This window comes from Methylobacterium sp. D48H (genome assembly GCF_053345715.1).
On record NZ_JBKFAP010000001.1, the window covers coordinates 580,123 to 599,456 of the forward strand.

Genomic DNA, 19,334 nt, shown 5'->3' on the forward strand with positions numbered 1-19,334 from the left:
GCGTCTCAGACCTCATCGGTCACCGTCGGCGGTCTCGGTCTCCAGGACCGGGAGCACGCGGCGGACCTCCCGGACCAGGGCGGCGCGATCGAGCCCACCCTTGTCGATCAGTCCGAGCACCCGTTCCCGGAGCATGCCGCGCTCGGCGGGATCCAGGGACGCGGCGGTCAGGACCACGACGGGGATCGACCGGGCGGCGGGATCCGCCTGCAGGGCGTCCAGGAAGGCGAGGCCGTCCATCCGCGGCATGAGCAGGTCGAGGAGGATGACGCTCGGGCGGGCCTGCGCGATGCGCTCCAGTCCGGCCGCGCCGTCGGCCACCCAGTCGACGGTGCAGTGCTCCGAGTCGAGCAGCTGCCGCACGAGGTCCGGCACGTTGGGATCGTCGTCGATCACGAGGACGCGCTCGTTGTCGGGGGCGATCCGCGCGAGGGCGCCGATCAGGGCCTCCCGCTCGAACGGCTTCACGATGTAGTCGGTCGCGCCGAGCCGGAAGCCGAGCTCCTTCTGGTCGACGATGGAGATCAAGACGACCGGGATGTCCCGGGTCAGCGGATCGGTCTTCAGCGCGTGCAGCACCTGCCAGCCGTCGGTGCCGGGCATCATGATGTCGAGGGTGATGGCCCGCGGCTGCAGCTCCCGGGCCTTGACCAGCCCTTCCTGGCCGCTCGCCGCCCCGACCACCGTGTAGCCGGCATCGGCGAGGTTCTCCTTCAGCAGGTAGACGACGTTGGGATCGTCGTCGATCGCGAGCACGACCTTGGCGCCCGAGCGCGGCGCGGTGACGGCGGCGGGTGCCGGCTTCGGGGGCGGCGGCACCTCGGCGCCGCCGGCGATCCGCGGCGGGATGGTGAGCGTGAAGGTCGATCCCTCGCCCTCGCGGCTCTCGACGCCGATCCGGCCGCCGAGCAGGCGCGCGAGCCGGTGGCTGATCGCGAGCCCGAGCCCGGTGCCGCTGTGGGACCGGGTCGCGCTGTTGTCGACCTGATGGAACTCCTCGAAGATCGCGCTCAGGGCGCCCGCCGGGATGCCGATGCCGGTGTCCATCACGGCGAACTCGATGCCCTCATCGACCGAGCGGACGCGGAGCGTGACTGACCCGGCCTCGGTGAACTTGATGGCGTTGCTGAGCAGGTTGATCAGGATCTGCCGCAGCTTCTCCTCGTCCGTGCGCAGCATCGGGGGCGGGTCCCGGACGTCCCGGACGAGGCGCACGCCCTCGTTCTTGACGAGGGGCTCGACGGTGCGGAGGCACAGGTCGAGGACCGGCTCCAGGGCGAAGTCCGAGGGTTTCACCTCCATGCGCCCCGCCTCGACCTTGGCGAGGTCGAGGATGCTGTTGATCAGCGAGAGCAGGTGCTCGGAACTCGCCAGGATCTTCTCGAGATTCTCGAACTGCTTGACCGGCAGGACATCCTTCGCCCGCCGCATCACCAGCCGGGTGAAGCCGATGATCGCGTTGAGCGGGGTCCGCAATTCGTGGCTCATGTTGGCGAGGAAGCTGCTCTTGGCGCGGCTCGCCTCCTCGGCCGCCTCCTTCGCCTGACGCAGGCTCTCCTCGGCCTGCTTGCGCTCGATCACGCGGCCGAGCTGCGCGCCGATATTGCTCATGACCCGGAGCAGCGAGGCGTCCGGCGGGGACGCGTCACGGGCGAAGAACTCCAGCACCGCGACGACGTCGCGCCCGACCGTCACCGGAAAGCCGAACCCCGCCCGGATGCCGTGCTCGACCGCCGCCGGCGCGCGCGGGTCCGCGGCCAGCGTCGGGTCCCCGACGCTCCATTCCGGCGCGCCCGAGACCAGAACGCGGCCGGCCAGGCCCGATCCGGCGGCCAGCGACGTGGCGGCCGTGGCGGCCTGGAATCGCGCGACATCCGCGCCGGGGTCGCAGTGCCAGATGCCGGTCGGGAGCAGCGTCCGCGTCCCGTCTCGGGCCAGGATATGGGCGTGACCGACGGGCCAGCCGGCGTGCTGCGCGACGCGCTCGAGGCAGAAGCGCAGGGCGTCCTCGACCGTCGGGGCCTCGTTGGCGGCCGCGGCGGCGGCCTGGAGCAGCTCGACGAAGGCGGTCTGCTTCTGCAGCGCCAGCTCGGCTTCCTTGCGCTCGGTGATGTCGCTCCAGGACTCGACCACCTCGACGGGCTGGCCCGTCGCGTCCCGCAGGAGGCGCTGCTCGTCCCGGACCCAGCGATAGGTGCCGTTCGCGTGCCGGAACCGGTACTCGATGACGTTGTGCCCGTCCGCGAGCAGGTTCGGGAACTCGGCGAGAACGCGGTCGCGGTCGTCGGGATGGAGCCGCTCCAGCCAGAATTCCGGCCCCGACAGGTAGTCGCCCGGCTCGTAGCCGAGGAGATCGCGCACGTTCTCGCTGATGAAGGTCGGCGCGTTGCGCCCTCCGACCTCGAAGCTGCAGATCATCGACGGGGACGCGGTGAGCAGGTAGGTCAGCCGCCCCTGCGTCGCCTGGAGCACCTGCTCGGCGCGCTTGATCTCGGTCACGTCGGTGTAGACCGCGACGACGCCGCCGTCGTTGGTCTTGCGCTCGTTGACCTGGACCCAGCGGCCGTCGACGCGCTGCTGGAGGAGCGGACCGCGCGGCGCGCGGTAATGGGCGATGCGCTCGGCGACCCAGGCCTCGACGCTCATCCCGTCCGGCCGTACGACGCAGGTCTCCGCGACGGCGTTGGCGATGGCCTCGAAGGTCACGCCGGGCACGATGATGGCCGACAGGCCGGGATGGAAATCCTGGAAGTGCCCGTTGCACAGGACGAGGCGATCGTCCGGGTCGAACAGCGCGAAGCCCTCCGAGCTGCTCTCGATCGCCTCGACGAGCTTCTGCTTGGCGACCCCGGCCTCGTCGAGAGGCCCGGCGCTCCGGCTAGGGCCGGCGTCGGCGGCCCGACCTGTCTCGCTGGGTGATCCGGCCGGCGCGTGGGACATACCTCGAACCACTCCGACACCGACGCGCCAGGGGTGACGCCTTGCCCTGCCAAGCCTGATCTGCGCGATGCCCGCGGGCGCGCAATTCATTATTCGGCACCGTCGCATGGTCTATTTTGCGGATCAAGCTGTACGGGAATCGCTGTCCCGCCCCAGTCACGGGCTCGCCGTTCGTCGCCCGGTTCGTCGCCCGTCTGCCGGCTTCTCGCTTCCAATCCCGTCCGGAACGCATCGGTGCCATGTCTCGGCGCGGCGTGGCGGCACGCCGAGAAGGTGTATCTTCCGTGAAAACGGAGGAAACGATGGCTTACAAGATCACTTTTCGCCGCGGAAAACGCGAGAGCTTCACCAAGCTGTGGCCGTGCGACCTCGAGGCGGCGACGGCCTACGCGCTCGCGCAGCTCCCCCTGCAGCAGCGCGAGAACGGGGCGACCTCTGTCACCGTGGTCTGCGAGCGGACCGGCGAGGTCGTGTTCAACTCGACCGAGCAGCCCGAGGCCGCGACGGTCTAGGGCGTCGCCCGCCCGCGGACCGGACGCTCCCGGAGTGGCCGCGTCGTGCCACCAGATTCCCTCCGTGCGCCCGAGCCCGTCCCGGCCTCGGTGGGCTGCGCCGACCCGGGATCCGGCTCCCACGACTCACCGCCCCGCGTCCTGCACGCGCTCGATCCGCCCTTTCTGGCGCTGACGGGCGCGCCGGCCGCCCATCCTCATGACATCCCTATGCCGGACGCCCCGCACGCGTCTTGGTCCCTCACGGCCGATGCGGACGTGGTCGCGCCATCGGGCATCAGCCCGGATGGAGCCTCCGCATGCCGATCGTCCGTTACATCCTCGCCGAGTGCAGGGCCGACCGCGTCTTCGCGCTGATGGTCGTCGCGCTCGGCGGGTGGTCCGCCGTGTCCCTCGCGCTGCTCGCGCTGAACGTCTTCGAACCCCTGCGGGTCCAGTGAGCGCCGGAGCCGCGCCGCCCTGTCGCGGCGACGCCGCGTCGCCGTCCGGCACGGCACCCCCGGGGTTATCCATCCAGCCGCTGGCGGGCCGCTGCCGCGTCTGCGGCCTCGCCTACGGCGGCATCCTCGGCCGCGAGGCGGGGGTGATCCGGCTCGATCGCGCCCGGTGGCGCCGTCTCTGCCCGGGCGCGGCGTGGCTGACCGTGCCGGCCGCCTGCGCGGGTCTCCGGGCCAGCTTCGGCGGGAACGCCGGATCCTAACGCGGCCCTTATAAACTCCCGCCCGGTCCTCGCTCGAACCCTAACGCGGTTCCCGGCGACACTGCTGGTCGGCCAAGGCCGGCCGCGGAGCCTCCGCGGCCGGTCCGCCGAACCGGACCCGACCACCATGCTCGACATCGTCTTCCTCGCAGGGGGCCTCGCCTTCTTCGCCGCGGCGGCCGGCTACGCGGCCGCCTGCGACCGGCTCTGAGAGAGGCCGCCATGACCCTCGATCTCGCCCTCGGCGCCTGCGTGACCGCCGGCCTCCTCGTCTACCTCACCTACGCCCTCGTCCGCCCCGAGCGGTTCTGAGCGGCCCTGACGGATCTCCCCCATGACCCTCAACGGCTGGATCCAGATCGCGCTGTACGGCGCGATCGTTCTGGCGCTCGTGAAGCCCCTCGGGTCGTACATGACCCGCGTCTTCACCGGAGAGCGCACCCTCCTCTCGCCCGTGCTCGGACCGATCGAGCGCGGGCTCTACCGCGTGTCCGGCATCGATGATCGCCAGGAGCAGCACTGGCTGGCCTATACGGGCGCGGTCATCCTGTTCCACGTGCTGGGCTTCGCGGCGCTCTACGCGATCCTGCGCCTGCAGGCGGTACTGCCGCTGAATCCGGCCGATCAGAGCGCGGTGGCGCCGGATCTCGCGTTCAACACGTCGACCAGCTTCATCACCAACACCAACTGGCAGTCCTACGGCGGCGAGACCACGCTGTCGTACCTGTCCCAGATGCTGGGCCTGACGCACCAGAACTTCCTGTCGGCGGCGACCGGCATCGCGGTCGCGGTGGCGCTGATCCGCGGGTTCGCCCGCGCCTCCAGCGGCACGATCGGCTCGTTCTGGGTCGATGTGACCCGCGCGACCCTCTACGTGCTGCTGCCGATCTGCATACCCTACACGCTGTTCCTGGTCTGGCAGGGCATGCCGCAGACGCTCAGCGCCTACGCGGACGCCACGACGCTGGAGGGCGCCAAGCAGACCATCGCGCTGGGCCCGGTCGCGAGCCAGGTGGCGATCAAGATGCTCGGCACCAACGGCGGCGGCTTCTTCAACGCCAACGCCGCGCACCCCTTCGAGAACCCCACCGCCCTGTCGAATTTCGTCCAGATGGTCTCGATCTTCGCGATCGGCGCCGCGCTGACCAACGTCTTCGGCCGCATGGTCGGTGACGAGCGTCAGGGCTGGGCGATCCTTGGCGCCATGGGAATCCTGTTCCTGGCCGGCGTCGCCGTGACCTACTGGGCCGAGGCCAACGGCAGCTCGGTGCTCAGCAGCTTCGGGCTGACCGGCGGCAACATGGAGGGCAAGGAGGTCCGCTTCGGGATCAGCGCCTCGGCGCTGTTCGCGGTCATCACAACGGCGGCCTCCTGCGGCGCGGTGAACGCCATGCACGACTCGTTCACGGCGCTCGGCGGCCTGATCCCGCTGCTCAACATGCAGCTCGGCGAGGTCATCATCGGCGGCGTCGGCGCCGGCCTCTACGGCATGCTGATCTTCGTCATCGTGGCGATCTTCGTGGCGGGCCTGATGGTCGGCCGCACCCCCGAATACCTCGGCAAGAAGATCGAGGCGAAGGAGGTGAAGATGGCCATGCTCGGCATCCTCTGCCTGCCGCTGATGATGCTGGGCTTCACCGCCCTGGCGACGGTGGTGCCGGCGGGCCTCGCCGGCCCGGCCAATGCCGGCCCGCACGGCTTCTCGGAGATCCTCTACGCCTACACGTCGGCGGCGGCCAACAATGGCTCGGCCTTCGGCGGGCTGACGGCCAACACGCTGTTCTACAACAGCACGCTCGCCGTCGGCATGCTGGTCGGCCGGTTCTTCGTGAAGATCCCGGTGCTCGCCATCGCGGGCTCGCTCGCGGCCAAGAAGACGGTCCCGGCCTCCGCGGGCACGTTCCCCACCCACGGTGGCCTGTTCGTCGGGCTGCTGGTCGGCGTCGTGCTGATCATGGGCGGCCTGACCTTCTTCCCGTCGCTGGCGCTCGGCCCGATCGTGGAGCACTTCGCGGGCGCGGCCGGCCAGACCTTCGCGACGGGGGGCTGAGATGCCGCGCGCTTTCCCCGCCCGGCGCGTCCCGCGCCACCACCTCGCGCTGCACCGCCCTCCTCTGCGGCTTGACCGCGGCGGCGCCCAGCCCCTGCGGACCTCCGACCTCATCCTGGCGCTCCTCGGCGTCGTGATGCTCGGCGGCTTCGCCCTGCTGGCCGCCTACGCGCTGACCCTCGGCGCCGGGGGCTGAGCCTCCGCAACGGTGAACGCGCGCGCAGCGGAGCGCGGCCCTGGGTTGCTTCGCTCCGCTCGCAAGGACGGCAGCCTCACTCCAATCTCTCCTCCGGACATCTCCCATGTCGCGTCAGACATCATCCCTGTTCAGCGCCGCCCTGATCGGGCCGGCCCTCCTCGGCTCGGTACGAAAACTCGATCCGCGGGCCATGATCCGAAACCCGGTCATGTTCGTGGTCGAGGTCGTGGCGCTCCTCACCACCGTGCTGTTCGTCCGCGACCTCGTCACCGGCGGCAGCGACCTGCTCTTCTCGGGCCAGATCATCCTCTGGCTGTGGTTCACCCTGATCTTCGCCAACTTCGCCGAGGCCCTCGCGGAGGGTCGCGGCAAGGCCCAGGCCGACAGCCTGCGGCGCACCCGCACCGAGATGACCGCCAAGCGCCTCATTGGGCAGGGCCGGGCCTTCGAGACGGTGCCGGGCACCTCGCTCAAGGTCGGCGACGTCGTCCTGGTCGAGGCCGGAGACCTGATCCCGTCCGACGGCGAGGTGATCGAGGGCGTCGCCTCCGTGAACGAGGCGGCCATCACGGGCGAATCCGCCCCGGTGATCCGAGAATCCGGCGGCGACCGCTCGGCGGTGACCGGCGGCACGCAGGTCCTCTCGGACGAGATCAAGGTCCGCATCACCGCCGCGGCCGGCTCGACCTTCGTCGACCGGATGATCGCCCTCGTGGAGGGCGCCTCGCGGCAGAAGACGCCGAACGAGATCGCCCTGAACATCCTGCTCGCCGGCCTCACCCTCGTGTTCGTCTTCGCGGTGGCCTCGATCCCGAGCTTCGCGAGCTACGCGGGCGGGTCGATCCCCGTGATCGTGCTGGTCGCCCTGTTCGTCACGCTGATCCCGACGACGATCGGCGCGCTGCTCTCGGCGATCGGCATCGCCGGCATGGACCGGCTGGTCCGCTTCAACGTGCTCGCGATGTCGGGCCGCGCCGTGGAGGCGGCGGGCGACGTCGACACGCTGCTCCTCGACAAGACCGGCACGATCACCCTCGGCAACCGTCAGGCGACCGAGTTCCGCCCCGTCCGCGGCGTCAGCGAGCAGGATCTCGCCGACGCCGCGCAGCTCGCCTCGCTCGCCGACGAGACGCCGGAGGGCCGCTCCATCGTGGTGCTGGCCAAGGAGAAGTACGGCATCCGCGCCCGGGACATGGGCGGCCTCAACGCCACCTTCGTGCCGTTCACCGCGCAGTCGCGGATGTCGGGGGTGGATCTGCAGGGCACGTCGATCCGCAAGGGCGCCGTCGATGCCGTCATCGCCTCGGTCTCGGGCCAGCCCATCGCCTCGCGCGGCTCCAACGTCGCCCTGGCCGTCCGCCCCGAGGCCGAGACCGGCGTCGTGACCGAGATCCGCGCCATCGCGGAGGAGATCGCCAAGGCCGGCGGTACGCCGCTCGCCGTCGCCAGGGACGGCCGCCTGCTGGGCGTGGTCTACCTCAAGGACATCGTGAAGGGCGGCATCCGCGAGCGCTTCGCCGAGCTGCGCCAGATGGGCATCCGCACGGTGATGATCACCGGCGACAACCCGATGACCGCGGCGGCGATCGCCGCCGAGGCCGGCGTCGACGACTTCCTCGCCCAAGCGACTCCGGAGGACAAGCTCGCGCTGATCCGCAAGGAGCAGGCGGACGGCAAGCTCGTCGCCATGTGCGGTGACGGCACCAACGACGCCCCGGCGCTGGCCCAGGCCGATGTCGGCGTCGCCATGAACACCGGCACCGTCGCGGCCCGCGAGGCGGGCAACATGGTCGACCTCGACAGCGACCCCACGAAGCTCATCGAGATCGTCGGCATCGGCAAGCAGCTGCTGATGACCCGCGGCGCGCTGACGACCTTCTCGATCGCGAACGACGTGGCCAAGTACTTCGCCATCATCCCGGCGATGTTCCTCACGCTCTACCCGCAGCTCCAGGCGCTGAACGTCATGGGCCTGGCCTCGCCGCAGAGCGCGATCCTGTCGGCGATCATCTTCAATGCGCTCATCATCGTCGCGCTGATCCCGCTGGCCCTGCGCGGCGTCACCTACCGGGCCGTCGGCGCGGCCGCGCTGCTGCGCCGGAACCTCCTGATCTACGGCCTCGGCGGCGTCCTGGTGCCCTTCGTTGGCATCAAGGCCATCGACCTCGCCGTCAGCGCCCTCCACCTCGCCTGAACCGGTCCCCGGAGACCTGCCATGCTCAACCAGCTTCGCCCCGCCCTGGTCCTGCTCACCGCCCTGACGGCGATCACCGGCCTCGCCTACCCCCTCGCGATGACGGGCCTCGCCGGCGCCATCTTCCCCGCGAAGGCCGCCGGCAGCCTGATCGCGCGCGACGGCACGGTCGTCGGCTCCAGCCTGATCGGCCAGAACTTCACGGGTGCCGGCTACTTCCACGGCCGGCCCTCGGCGACGACGGCGCCGGACCCGTCCGACGCCGCGAAGACGGTGCCGATGCCCTACAACGCGGCGAACTCCTCGGGCTCGAATCTCGGCCCGACCAGCGCCGCCCTCGCCGAGCGGGTGAAGGGCGATCTCGACGCGCTCAGGGCCGAGAACCCGGATGCGCCCGTCCCGGTCGACCTCGTCACGACCAGCGGCTCGGGCCTCGACCCGGACATCTCGCCCGAGGCCGCCTACTTCCAGGTTCCCCGCGTCGCCAAGGCCCGCAACATCCCGGCGGACAAGCTGCGCGCTCTGGTGTCGTCCCGCATCGAGGCGCGCACCCTCGGCCTCCTGGGTGAGCCGCGCGTCAACGTGCTGGCGCTGAACCTCGCGGTCGACGATCTCGCCCGTCGCTGAGGCGCGCCCAGCAGCAGGGGGGACCCCGAAGCTGCGCTGCGGATCCCGCTTCGTCTTCGCGAGCGAAGCGAAGCAATCCAGCCGCGCCACGCTCACCGGCGTCAGCTGCCCTGGGTTGCTTCGCTCCGCTCGCGATGACGCGACGATCCCGCGTTGTCCGCGGGGTTTTGCTAAGATGGCGATCATGCCCGAGACCGGCCGCGACCCGACCCGCCCCTCCCCCGACGCCCTGCTCGAAGCGGCGCGCCGGGAGGAGCGGACGCGCGGCCGGCTCAAGGTGTTCCTCGGCGCCGCCCCCGGGGTCGGCAAGACCTACGAGATGCTGACCGTCGGGCGGGCCCGGCTGAAGGCAGGGCTCGACGTCGTGGTCGGCGTCGTCGAGACGCACGGCCGCGCCGAGACCGAGGCCCTGCTCGACGGGTTCGAGACGATCCCCCGCCGTTCCGTTCCGTATCACGGCACCGTCCTGCAGGAGATGGACCTCGACGCCCTGCTGGCGCGCCGGCCGGCCCTCGCCTTGGTCGACGAGCTCGCCCACACCAACGCCCCGGGCTCGCGCCACCCGAAGCGCTACCAGGATGTCGAGGAGCTGCTCGATGCCGGCATCGACGTCCTGACGACGCTCAACATCCAGCACGTCGAGAGCCTCAACGACGTGGTCGCGTCGATCACCCGCATCCGGGTGCGCGAGACGGTGCCGGACGGCGTCCTCGACCGGGCCGACGATATCGAGGTGGTGGACCTCAACCCCGACGACCTGATCCAGCGCCTGAAGGACGGCAAGGTCTACGTCCCGACGCACGCCGAGCGCGCGCTCAAGCACTACTTCTCGCGCGGCAACCTCACGGCGCTCCGCGAGCTGGCGCTCCGGCGCACCGCCGACCGGGTCGACGACGAGCTGCTCGGCCACATGCGGGCCAACGCGATCGCCGGTCCCTGGGCGGCGGGCGAGCGCGTGCTGGTCTGCGTGAACGAGGATCCCCGCTCCGCCGGCCTCGTGCGCCACGCCAAGCGTCTGGCCGACCGCCTGCACGCCCCCTGGACGGCGCTCTCCATCGAGGGCGCGCGGGCGGCGGCCCTGAGCGAGGCCGAGCGCGACCGCATCGCCGAGGCCCTGCGGCTCGCCGACCGCCTCGGCGGCGACGCCGTCACCCTGCCGGGCGGGCGCCGGATCGCCGACGACGTGCTCGACTACGCGCGCTCGGCCAACGTGAACCACATCGTCGTCGGCAAGGCGAACCGCTCGTGGCTCTTCGAGCTGGTCAACGGCTCGGTGGTGTACGACCTCGTGCGGCACAGCGGCGCCATCAGCGTGCACGTCGTCCCCGGCGAGGCCGTCCCGGACGAGAAGCCGGCGCGCCGCGCCGTGGCGGTGAGCGCGCCGCGCCCGGGGCGCGACGCGCGGCCCTACGCGATCGCGCTGGCGGCGATCGCCGCGGGCCTCGGCGCGGCCATCGTCGCGGAACCCTACGCGGGCGTCGAGAACGCCGACCTGTTCCTGCTGACCGCGGTCGTGGCGGTGGCGGTGCGCTGGGGCCTCGGGCCGTCCCTCGTCTCGGTTGTGGCGGCCTCGCTCGCCTACAATTTCTTCTTCCTGCCGCCGGTCTACACCCTCACCATCGCCGATCCGACCAACGTCGCGGCGTTCCTGCTCTTCACCCTGGTGGCCGTCCTCGTCTCGAACCTCGCCTCCCGCGCGCGTCGCGTCGCGGTGGTCAGCCAGGGCCGGGCGCGGGCCACGGAGCGGCTGTTCGGCTTCTCGCGGAAGCTCGCCGCCTGCGGCACCCTCGACGACGTGCTCTGGGCCACCTGCGCCCAGGTCGCCGCGATGCTGAAGGTGCGCGTCGTTCTCCTGCTGCCCGACGGCCAGGCCGTCACGGTGCGGACGGGCTACCCGCCCGAGGACATGCTGGACGAGGCCGATCTCGCGGCCGCGCAGTGGGCCTTCGACAACGACCGGCCCGCGGGCCGGGGCGCCGACACGCTGCCGGGCGCCAAGCGCCTGTTCCTGCCGATGCGGACCGGACGCGGGACGATCGGGGTGATCGGCCTCGATTCCGACGGCATCGGGCCGATCCTGTCGCCTGAGGGCCGCCGCCTCCTCGACGCCCTGGCCGACATGGGCGCCCTAGCCATCGAGCGGGTCCGGCTCGTGGAGGATCTCGACCGGGCCGAGCGCGCGGCCGAGACCGACCGCCTGCGCCAGGCGCTGCTCACCTCGATCAGCCACGACCTGCGCACGCCGCTCGCCTCGGTCCTGGGCGCGGCCAGCACGCTGCGCGACCTCGAGGCGGCGCTGCCCGCGGACGCCAAGGCGGAATTGCTGGCGACGATCATCGAGGAGTCGGAGCGGCTCAACCGCTTCATCGCGAACCTCCTCGACATGACCCGGCTGGAGGCCGGCGCGGTGGCGCCGAACCTCTCCGCGCAGGACGTGGCCGAGACGGTCGACACCGCCCTGCGCCGCACCCAGAAGATCCTTGCCGAACACCGCGTCGCCGTGGACGTCGAGGCCGACCTGCCGCCGCTGGCGCTCGACCCGGTCCTGTTCGAGCAGGTCCTGGTCAACCTCCTCGACAACGCCGCCAAGTACGCGCCCGAGGGCTCGACCGTGACGGTGCGCGCGCGCCGCGCGGACGACCGCGTCCGCATCGCCGTGCTGGACGAGGGCGACGGCCTGCCCGAGGCGGATGTCGAGCGGGTTTTCGACAAGTTCTACCGTGTCCGGAAGGGCGACCGTGTCCGGGCCGGTACCGGGCTGGGCCTCGCCATCTCCCGGGGCTTCGTCGAGGCGATGGGCGGCACCGTCACGGCCGAGAACCGCCCCGACCGCGGCGGCGCCTGCTTCACCGTCAGCCTGCCGATTCCGGCCCGGAACGCGCCCAGGGACATCGCCGCATGAGCCCCACGATCCTGGTCGTCGACGACGAGCCGCCGATCCGCAAGCTCCTCCGCATGGGCCTGGCCACGCAGGGCTACGCGATCCTGGAGGCGCCCGATGCCCGGACCGCCCTGGCGCTGCTCGGCCGGGAGGGCGTCGACCTCGTGATCCTCGATCTCGGCCTGCCCGACATGCGCGGCCACGACCTGCTGCGGTCGGTTCGATCGAGCCATCCCGACCTCCCGGTCGTCGTGCTTTCGAGCCGCGACGACGAGAGCGGCAAGGTCGAGGCGCTCGATCTCGGCGCCAACGACTACGTGACCAAGCCGTTCGGCATGGCGGAGCTGCTGGCACGCCTGCGGGCCGCCATGCGCCACCAGCTCGCCGCGCGCGGCGAGCGGCCGATCTTCCGCGTCGACACCCTGTCGGTCGATCTGGTCCGCCGGATCGTGAAGGTCGACGAGGCCGAGGTGAAGCTGACGCCGCGCGAGTACGACTTCCTGCGCGTCCTGGTCCTGCATGCCGGCAAGGTGCTCACCCACGCGCAGCTGATGCGCTCCGTGCCGTCCTCGTCCGACCCGCAATACCTGCGCGTCTACGTGCGCCAGCTCCGCCAGAAGCTGGAGGTGGATCCCGAGCGGCCGCGGATCTTGCTCACCGAGACCGGCGTCGGCTACCGCCTGCGCGCGCCCGACGACGAGCCGACCCCGCCGCACCGCGGCGTCGGCGGCGCGATCGCCCACTGATCCCGAGGACGACCCGATGTGTCCCAGCGCCCGCGATCCCGCGCGATGAGTGTGGACCGGATCCTCGCGCCCTCCGACGCGCTCGTCGGCCTGCGCGCCGCCGGCAAGGGGGCGCTGCTCGAGGAGCTGGCGCGCCGCGCCGCCAACGCCCTCGGCCTCGCCGCGGAGACGATCTTCCCGGCGCTGATCCGGCGCGAGAGCCTGGGCTCGACCGGGGTCGGCGACGGCATCGCCCTGCCGCACGCGCGCCTCGAGGGCATCGCGCGCCCCTACGGGATCCTGGCCCGGCTCCGCGACCCGATCGATTTCGACGCGGTCGACGATCGGCCGGTGGACCTCGTCGTCCTGCTGCTGCTCCCGGTCGCCGCCGAGGGCGAGACGCTGAACGCGCTGGCCTGCGTGGCGCGGCGCCTGCGCGACCCCGGGGCCGCCGCGGCGATGCGCGCCGCGCGGGACGCGGCGGCGCTCTACGCGGCCGCGACGGGCCGGTAAGGGCGCCGCGCGGCCGTCAGTGCGCGCCGCCGGTCTCGACGAACTTGAACAGGAAGACCGCGGCGATCACCCAGACGATCGGCTTCACCTCCCGGGCGCGGCCCGCCAGCAGCTTCAGCGCCGCGTAGGTGATGAACCCGCAGGAGACGCCGGTGGCGATCGAGTAGGTGAAGGGCATCAGCAGGGCCGTGACGCAGGCCGGCACGACCTCGGTGATATCGTCCCAGTCGAGTTCGACCAGCTCGCGCAGCATCAGGCAGGCGACGTAGAACAGCGCCGGCGCCGTGGCGTAGGCGGGCACCGCGCCCGCGAGCGGCGCGAAGAACAGGCAGGCGAGGAACAGCACCGCCACGGTGGCGGCCGTGAGCCCGGTGCGGCCGCCCTCCTCGACGCCGGAGGCGCTCTCCAGATAGGCCGTCGTGCTCGACGTGCCGAGGAGCGAGCCCGCGAAGACCGAGACGGAATCGGCCATCAGCGCCCGGTCGAGGCGGCGCATCTTCCCATTGGTCAGGAGTCCGGCCCGGCTCGCCACGCCCATCAGCGTGCCCGTGGCGTCGAACAGCTCCACCAGGAACAGGACCAGGATGACGTGGAGCAGGCCCGCCGAGAGGGCACCCGGGATGTCGAGGGCGAACAGGGTCGGGGCGATCGACGGCGGCAGGGAGACGATTCCCTGGAAGGTGTTGCCCGCGAAGACGAAGCTCAGCGCCGTGACGGCGAGGATGCTCGACAGCAGTGCCGCCCGCACCTTCCGGGCGGAGAGGACGGCCACCATCAGGAAGCCCAGCACCGCCAGGATCGCCTCCGGCTTGTGCAGGTCGCCGAGGGTGACGAAGGTCGCCGGGCTCGCCGCGACGAGGCCGGCGTTCTTGAGCGCGATGATCGCCAGGAACAGGCCGATCCCGACCGTGATGGCGATCCGCATGGAGCGCGGGATCCCCTCGACGATCAGCGCGCGCAGGCCTGTCAGCGTGACGATCAGGAAGCACACGCCCGAGATGAACACCGCGCCGAGGGCGGCCTGCCAGCTGAAGCCGAGCTGCTGGACCACCACGTAGGTGAAGTAGGCGTTGAGCCCCATGCCGGGCGCGAGGGCGATCGGGTAATTGGCCCAGAGCGCCATGATCATCGAGCCGAGCGCCGCCACGAGGCAGGTCGCCACGAAAACCGCGCCCCGGGGCATGCCGGCATCCCCGAGGATGCTCGGGTTGATGAAGACGATGTAGGCCATCGTCAGGAAGGTGGTCAGCCCCGCGAGCACCTCCGTGCGTACGCTGGTGCCGTGCTCGGCGAGGCGGAAGGTGCGTTCCAGGAGGCCGGGCCTCGCCGCCGGCACCGCGTCCCGCGCGCGATCCATCACGCGAGCCCCGCCCGGCCGGCCGCCACGGCCCGGTAGATCCTGTCCGGCGCGAAGGGGGTCGCGGTCAGGCGAGCCCCGGTCGCGTCCCGGATGGCGTTGCCGAGCGCCGCCGCCACCGGGTTGAACGGCGACTCGCTCATCGACTTGGCGCCGAGCGGGCCGACGCTGTCGTGCGTGTCGGCGAACAGGACCTCGGTGTCGGGCACGTCGGCGCAGGCGGGGATGTGGTAGTCGCGGAACGTCTGCGTGATGAGGCTCCCGTCCGCGGCGACTTGGACGTCCTCGTAGAGCGCCGCGCCGAGCGCCTGCGCGATACCGCCCTCGACCTGACCGCGGCACTGCATCGGGTTGATCACCCGCCCGGCATCGGCGGCGTGGACGCTCCTGAGGATCCGCACCGCGCCGCTCACCGGGTCGACCGCCACCCGGAAGGCGTGGACGTTGAACGCCACCGAGCGCGGGCTGCCGTCGGCCCGGCCGGTCGCGTCCAGGGGACCGATCGCCGCCAGCGTGACCGGTCCGGCCGGCGTCTCGACCTGCTCCCCGTCGAGGCGGCAGGATTCCGGGGTCGCGCCCGCGATCTCGGCGGCCCGCGCGCGGATCCGGAGCGCGAGCGCCTCGGCGGCGCGCATCGTCGCCAGGCCCGCCACCACCGTGCCGGTGCTCCCGTAGGCGCCGGTGTCGTGCCCGACGATATCCGTGTCCGCGCCCGCGACGCGGACACGCTCCGGCGCGGCGCCGAGCGCCGAGGCCGCGATCTGCCGATGCACCGTGCTGGTGCCGTTGCCGAACTCGGCCGTCCCGACGCGCACGGTGAAGTGCCCGTCGGCGTCCAGGCTGACCCGCGCGTCGGCGTGGTGGCCGCGCGGCGGGATCGTGTCGATCATCGCCATCGCCATGCCGGTCCCGGCGCGCCAGCCGGGCTCGGGCTCGGGCCCCGGATCGGACCGCAGCGCGTCCTCGACCAGGGTGAGGCACTGGTCGAGCCCGTAGCTGCCGAAGATCACGTCGTGCGGTTCCAGGCTGTTCGACACCATGGCGTCGCCCGGCTTGACGGCGTTGCGCCGCCTCAGGGCGAACGGGTCAATGCCGAGTTCGCGGGCGACCTCGTCCAGGGCGGATTCCAGCGCGAAGATCGTCTGGCTCAACCCGTAGCCGCGGAAGGCCCCCGCCGGCACCGTGTGGGTGTAGACGGCGCGGCCGCTCACCTGCTTGTTCGGGCAGACATAGGCGGCCAGCACCTCGTGGCAGGCGTGGTGGATCACGCCGCCCGCGTGGTTCCCGTAGGCGCCGGTGTCGGACAGGACGTCGAGGCTCAGCGCCGTGAGGGTGCCGTCGCGGCGGGCGCCGACCTTCACGTCCACCCGCATCGGGTGGCGCGTCGTCGTCCCGACGAACTGCTCCCGGCGGGTCAGCTCCCAGCGCACCGGCCGCCCCGTGTGCAGGACCGCCAGGGCCACGAGATCCTCGGTCAGCATCTCCTGCTTGCCGCCGAAGCCGCCCCCGACCCGCGCGCAGACGACGCGCACCGCGTCCTTCTCGAGGCCGAACAGGTCCGCCAGCGCGTCCCGGGTCAGGAACGGCACCTGGGTGCTGGTGCGCAGCGTCAGGCGGCCGTCCTCGGCGCGCCAGCCGATGCAGCCGTGGGTCTCCATGGCGGCGTGCTGGACGCGCTGCGACCGGAACGTCCCGGCGTAGACGAAATCGGCCTCGGCGAGGCCCGCCGCCACGTCGCCGACCGCGCCGTGCACCTCGCCGGCGAGGTTGGGGTGCTGTTCGAGGGGCGGCGCGTCCTCACCCGGGCAGTCACGGGGATCGTGGACGCGGGGTGCGTCGGAGTCGAGGGCGCGCTCCGGATCGAGGAGCGCCGGGCGCACCTGGTAGGTCACCCGCAGGGCGCGGCATCCGGCCTCGGCGGCGGCCTCCGTCTCCGCCACCACGGCGGCGACGCGCTGCCCGACGAACCGCAGGGTCGGGTCGAGGACCCGCGTGTCGGAGGCGTCGTCGCGCGGGTCCTCGTGGCGCGCGGTCGAGAATCGGCGCGTCGGCGCGTCGGCGTGGGTCAGCACGGCCACGACGCCCGGGACGGCGCGGGCGGCCGTCGCGTCGATCGCGACGATCCGGGCATGGGCGTGCGGCGAGCGCAGCACCTTGAGGTGGAGCGTGTCGCCGAGCGGCGCGTCCATCGTGAAGCGGGCGCGTCCGGACACGACCAGCGGCGCGGCCAGTGCCGCGAGGTTGCGGCCCACGGGATCGCCGCAGCCGCAGCTGTCGACCGAGCGTGCGCTGGCCGCGATGGCCTCGCGCACGGCGCGGTAGCCGGTGCAGCGGCAGAGATTGCCCTTGAGGGCGGCGCCGAGATCCTGCTTCTGACCCTGGTCGAGGCTCGCCGCGGTCATGATCATGCCGGGCGTGCAGAAGCCGCACTGGAAGCCCTGGGCCGCCAGGAAGGCTTCCTGCATCGGGTGGAACGCCGCCGGCTCGGCCGCGTCGGCGCGGCAGGGACCGGCCAGCCCCTCGATCGTGGTCACGCTCCGTCCCTCGGCGCGGAAGGCCGGTACTAGGCAGCTGTGCACGGGCTCGCCGTCGAGATGGACCGTGCAGGCGCCGCAATCGCCGGCGTCGCAGCCCTTCTTGACGCCGAACCAGCCGGCCTCGCGCAAGTAGGTCCGGAGGCACTGCCCGGCTCTCGGCGCGCCCTCGTGCGCGGCACCGTTGATCGTGAGCTTCATGACGCGGCTCCCGGCGACGGCGCCGCGTCGAGCGACCCGCGGATCTCCTCGGCGAAGTGCCGGGTCATGTGGCGGCGCCAGTCGGGCCGCCCGTGGACATCGTCGTGGTAGAGCGCGTCCGGGATCGCCTCGTCCAGCGCCCGCATCAGCGCGGCCGGATCCGGCAGACCGTCGAAGGCGAGGCGGAGCGGGCGTTTGACGGAGGCCGTGACCGTGAGCGCGAAGGCGCCGTCCGCGCCGCGCGTCCCGATCAGCAGCGCGCCGGAGCGCCCGTTCGGGCTGAGGCTGATGCGGCGGAAGGCCGTGCGACGCGCGAGCGCCGCGGCCGGCATCGACAGGCTCCGCAGGATCTCGCCCGGTGCCAGGGCGTTCCGCTGCGGCGCGAGGACGAAGTCGAGGATCGGGAGTTCCCGCTCGGCCCCGTCGGCGGACCAGATCGTGCAGGTCGCGTCGAGGGCCGTCGCGAGGGCGATCATCGGCCCGGCCGGGAGGGCGAGGCAGACGTTGCCGCCGACCGTGGCCACGTTCCAGATCTTGAAGGAGCCGAGCAGCGCGCGGCAGCACTGGCCGACCAGCGGCGCCGCGTTCCATCCCGGCGGCAGTTCCAGCCGGTCGAGCTGGGCGATGGTGCAGGTCGCCGCGAGGGTCAGGCCCTCCGCGTCGACCGCGTGCGGTGGCCATCCGAGCGCCGCGAGGTCGACGAGGCGCCGCATCCCGACCTGCGGCTCGGAGAACAGCCACGTCCCGCCTCCCAGGCAGGCATCGCCGTCCGCCCAGGCGGGAAGCTCGGTCCGACTCTGCGGCCGGACGACGGTCTCGATCGTGTTGAGGTCCATGCCCGCTCGCCGGTCCGAGGCCGGTTCGACCCGGCCCGACACTATGCCGGTTCTAATCGGGCCCCGGTCAAGCCGCGCCGGCAACTTCGAACCTTGGCGCCCCCACGTGCGTCGGCCTAGGATGAATCAGATTTGCGTGAGATGGCCGGCGGCGGTCCGGATCGGAGATCCCCATGGCCCTGACGGCATCGCGGTACGGCAAGGAACGGGTTCGCGTGCTGCGCCTCGCCCGCGACGGCGACCACCACACGCCGCGCGAGCTGACCCTGTCGGTGATGCTGACCGGGCGCTTCGAGGCGGCCTGGACAGAAGGTGACAACCGCGCCTCCATCGCCACGGACAGCATCCGGAACATCGTCAACGTGACGGCGGCGCGGCATCTCGGGCTCGACGCCGAGGGGTTCGTCGCCGCGGTCGCGCGGGTGCTGCTCGAGACCTACCCGCAGGTCGAGACCGTCACGATCGACGCGGAGGAAGTCCGCTGGCTCCGCCACGCGATCGCCGACGCGCCGCACGGCCACACCTTCACGCGCGACGGGAACGGCGCCGGCTACGTGGGGCTCACCGCCGACCGGACCCGGTCGACCCTGCGCTCCGGATTGCGCGGCTACACCTTCATGAAGACCACGCAATCGGGCTGGACGGGGTTCGTGGCGGACCAGTACCGGACCCTGCCCGACACGACCGACCGCATCGCCGCGACCAGCATGGACGCGACCTGGACCTGGGCCTCGGCGCCGCACGATTACGCCGGAACCAACGCTCGCATTCTCGCGACGCTGTTGACCGTCTTCGGCACCACCTACAGCCGCGGGATCCAGGACAGCATGTACCGGATGGGCGAGGCCGCCCTGGCCGCCGTCCAGGAACTGGCCGAGATCGGCTTCGTCATGCCCAACAAGCACTACCTGCCGATCGACCTGACACCGTTCGGCCTCGACAACCCGGGCGTTGTCTTTCTGCCGACCGACGAGCCCTACGGCCGGATCGAGGCGACCATCGGCCGGACAGGCTGATCAGTCCGCGCCGCGACGCCCTTCCCAGATTCCCCACGCATCATCGCGC

The 19,334-nt window shown here is 72.0% G+C and carries 15 protein-coding genes; 11 read left to right on the plus strand and 4 right to left on the minus strand.

Annotated elements, in window-relative coordinates; genetic code table 11:
- Positions 1 to 12 precede the first annotated feature (12 nt).
- Positions 13 to 2,940, minus strand: a complete 2,928-nt coding sequence (locus tag ACLBX8_RS02890) for a response regulator (RefSeq protein ID WP_447714598.1) — start codon at positions 2,938 to 2,940, stop codon at positions 13 to 15.
- Between the two features lie 302 nt (positions 2,941 to 3,242).
- On the opposite strand from ACLBX8_RS02890, the gene ACLBX8_RS02895 reads away from it, so the two are divergent.
- From ACLBX8_RS02895 to ACLBX8_RS02940, 10 genes are all read left to right on the plus strand, one after another.
- Positions 3,243 to 3,452, plus strand: a complete 210-nt coding sequence (locus ACLBX8_RS02895; RefSeq protein ID WP_020091585.1) for a hypothetical protein — start codon at positions 3,243 to 3,245, stop codon at positions 3,450 to 3,452.
- 299 nt (positions 3,453 to 3,751) lie between these two features.
- The gene (locus ACLBX8_RS02900; protein WP_020091584.1) at positions 3,752 to 3,892 is read left to right on the plus strand and encodes a hypothetical protein; all 141 of its coding nucleotides are present in this window, start codon (positions 3,752 to 3,754) and stop codon (positions 3,890 to 3,892) included.
- A 482-nt stretch (positions 3,893 to 4,374) separates the two neighbouring features.
- Complete coding sequence (locus tag ACLBX8_RS02905) at positions 4,375 to 4,464, plus strand: K(+)-transporting ATPase subunit F (protein WP_020091582.1); 90 nt, start codon at positions 4,375 to 4,377, stop codon at positions 4,462 to 4,464.
- Positions 4,465 to 4,486: 22 nt separating this feature from the next.
- A complete protein-coding gene (gene kdpA / locus ACLBX8_RS02910; RefSeq protein ID WP_447714599.1) occupies positions 4,487 to 6,202 on the plus strand; it encodes a potassium-transporting ATPase subunit KdpA in 1,716 nt (571 codons plus the stop codon).
- Position 6,203: 1 nt separating this feature from the next.
- A complete protein-coding gene (locus ACLBX8_RS02915; protein ID WP_447714600.1) occupies positions 6,204 to 6,398 on the plus strand; it encodes a hypothetical protein in 195 nt (64 codons plus the stop codon).
- A gap of 106 nt (positions 6,399 to 6,504) precedes the next feature.
- A complete protein-coding gene (kdpB, locus tag ACLBX8_RS02920) occupies positions 6,505 to 8,595 on the plus strand; it encodes a potassium-transporting ATPase subunit KdpB (RefSeq protein WP_447714601.1) in 2,091 nt (696 codons plus the stop codon).
- 21 nt (positions 8,596 to 8,616) lie between these two features.
- A complete protein-coding gene (locus ACLBX8_RS02925; RefSeq protein ID WP_447697855.1) occupies positions 8,617 to 9,222 on the plus strand; it encodes a K(+)-transporting ATPase subunit C in 606 nt (201 codons plus the stop codon).
- A 184-nt stretch (positions 9,223 to 9,406) separates the two neighbouring features.
- Positions 9,407 to 12,124, plus strand: coding sequence for an ATP-binding protein (locus tag ACLBX8_RS02930; RefSeq protein ID WP_447697856.1), 2,718 nt, complete (start codon positions 9,407 to 9,409; stop codon positions 12,122 to 12,124).
- Entirely contained in the window at positions 12,121 to 12,849 is a 729-nt protein-coding gene (locus ACLBX8_RS02935; protein WP_447697857.1) for a response regulator, read from the plus strand. Before ACLBX8_RS02930 ends, ACLBX8_RS02935 begins: the two co-directional genes overlap by 4 nt.
- A gap of 45 nt (positions 12,850 to 12,894) precedes the next feature.
- On the plus strand, positions 12,895 to 13,341 hold the full coding sequence (locus ACLBX8_RS02940) for a PTS sugar transporter subunit IIA (protein WP_447697858.1): 447 nt from the start codon (positions 12,895 to 12,897) through the stop codon (positions 13,339 to 13,341).
- Between the two features lie 16 nt (positions 13,342 to 13,357).
- On the opposite strand, the gene ACLBX8_RS02945 is transcribed toward ACLBX8_RS02940, so the two are convergent.
- The 3 genes from ACLBX8_RS02945 to ACLBX8_RS02955 are packed head-to-tail and all read right to left on the minus strand — an operon-like array spanning position 13,358 to position 18,269.
- On the minus strand, positions 13,358 to 14,698 hold the full coding sequence (locus ACLBX8_RS02945) for an NCS2 family permease (protein WP_447714602.1): 1,341 nt from the start codon (positions 14,696 to 14,698) through the stop codon (positions 13,358 to 13,360).
- The gene (locus tag ACLBX8_RS02950; RefSeq protein WP_447714603.1) at positions 14,698 to 17,433 is read right to left on the minus strand and encodes a molybdopterin-dependent oxidoreductase; all 2,736 of its coding nucleotides are present in this window, start codon (positions 17,431 to 17,433) and stop codon (positions 14,698 to 14,700) included. Before ACLBX8_RS02950 ends, ACLBX8_RS02945 begins: the two co-directional genes overlap by 1 nt.
- A complete protein-coding gene (locus ACLBX8_RS02955) occupies positions 17,430 to 18,269 on the minus strand; it encodes an FAD binding domain-containing protein (protein WP_447714604.1) in 840 nt (279 codons plus the stop codon). Before ACLBX8_RS02955 ends, ACLBX8_RS02950 begins: the two co-directional genes overlap by 4 nt.
- A 173-nt stretch (positions 18,270 to 18,442) precedes the next feature.
- Here ACLBX8_RS02955 and pucL point away from each other — a divergent pair, with 173 nt between their 5' ends.
- On the plus strand, positions 18,443 to 19,285 hold the full coding sequence (gene pucL / locus ACLBX8_RS02960; protein WP_447714605.1) for a factor-independent urate hydroxylase: 843 nt from the start codon (positions 18,443 to 18,445) through the stop codon (positions 19,283 to 19,285).
- Positions 19,286 to 19,334 lie beyond the last annotated feature (49 nt).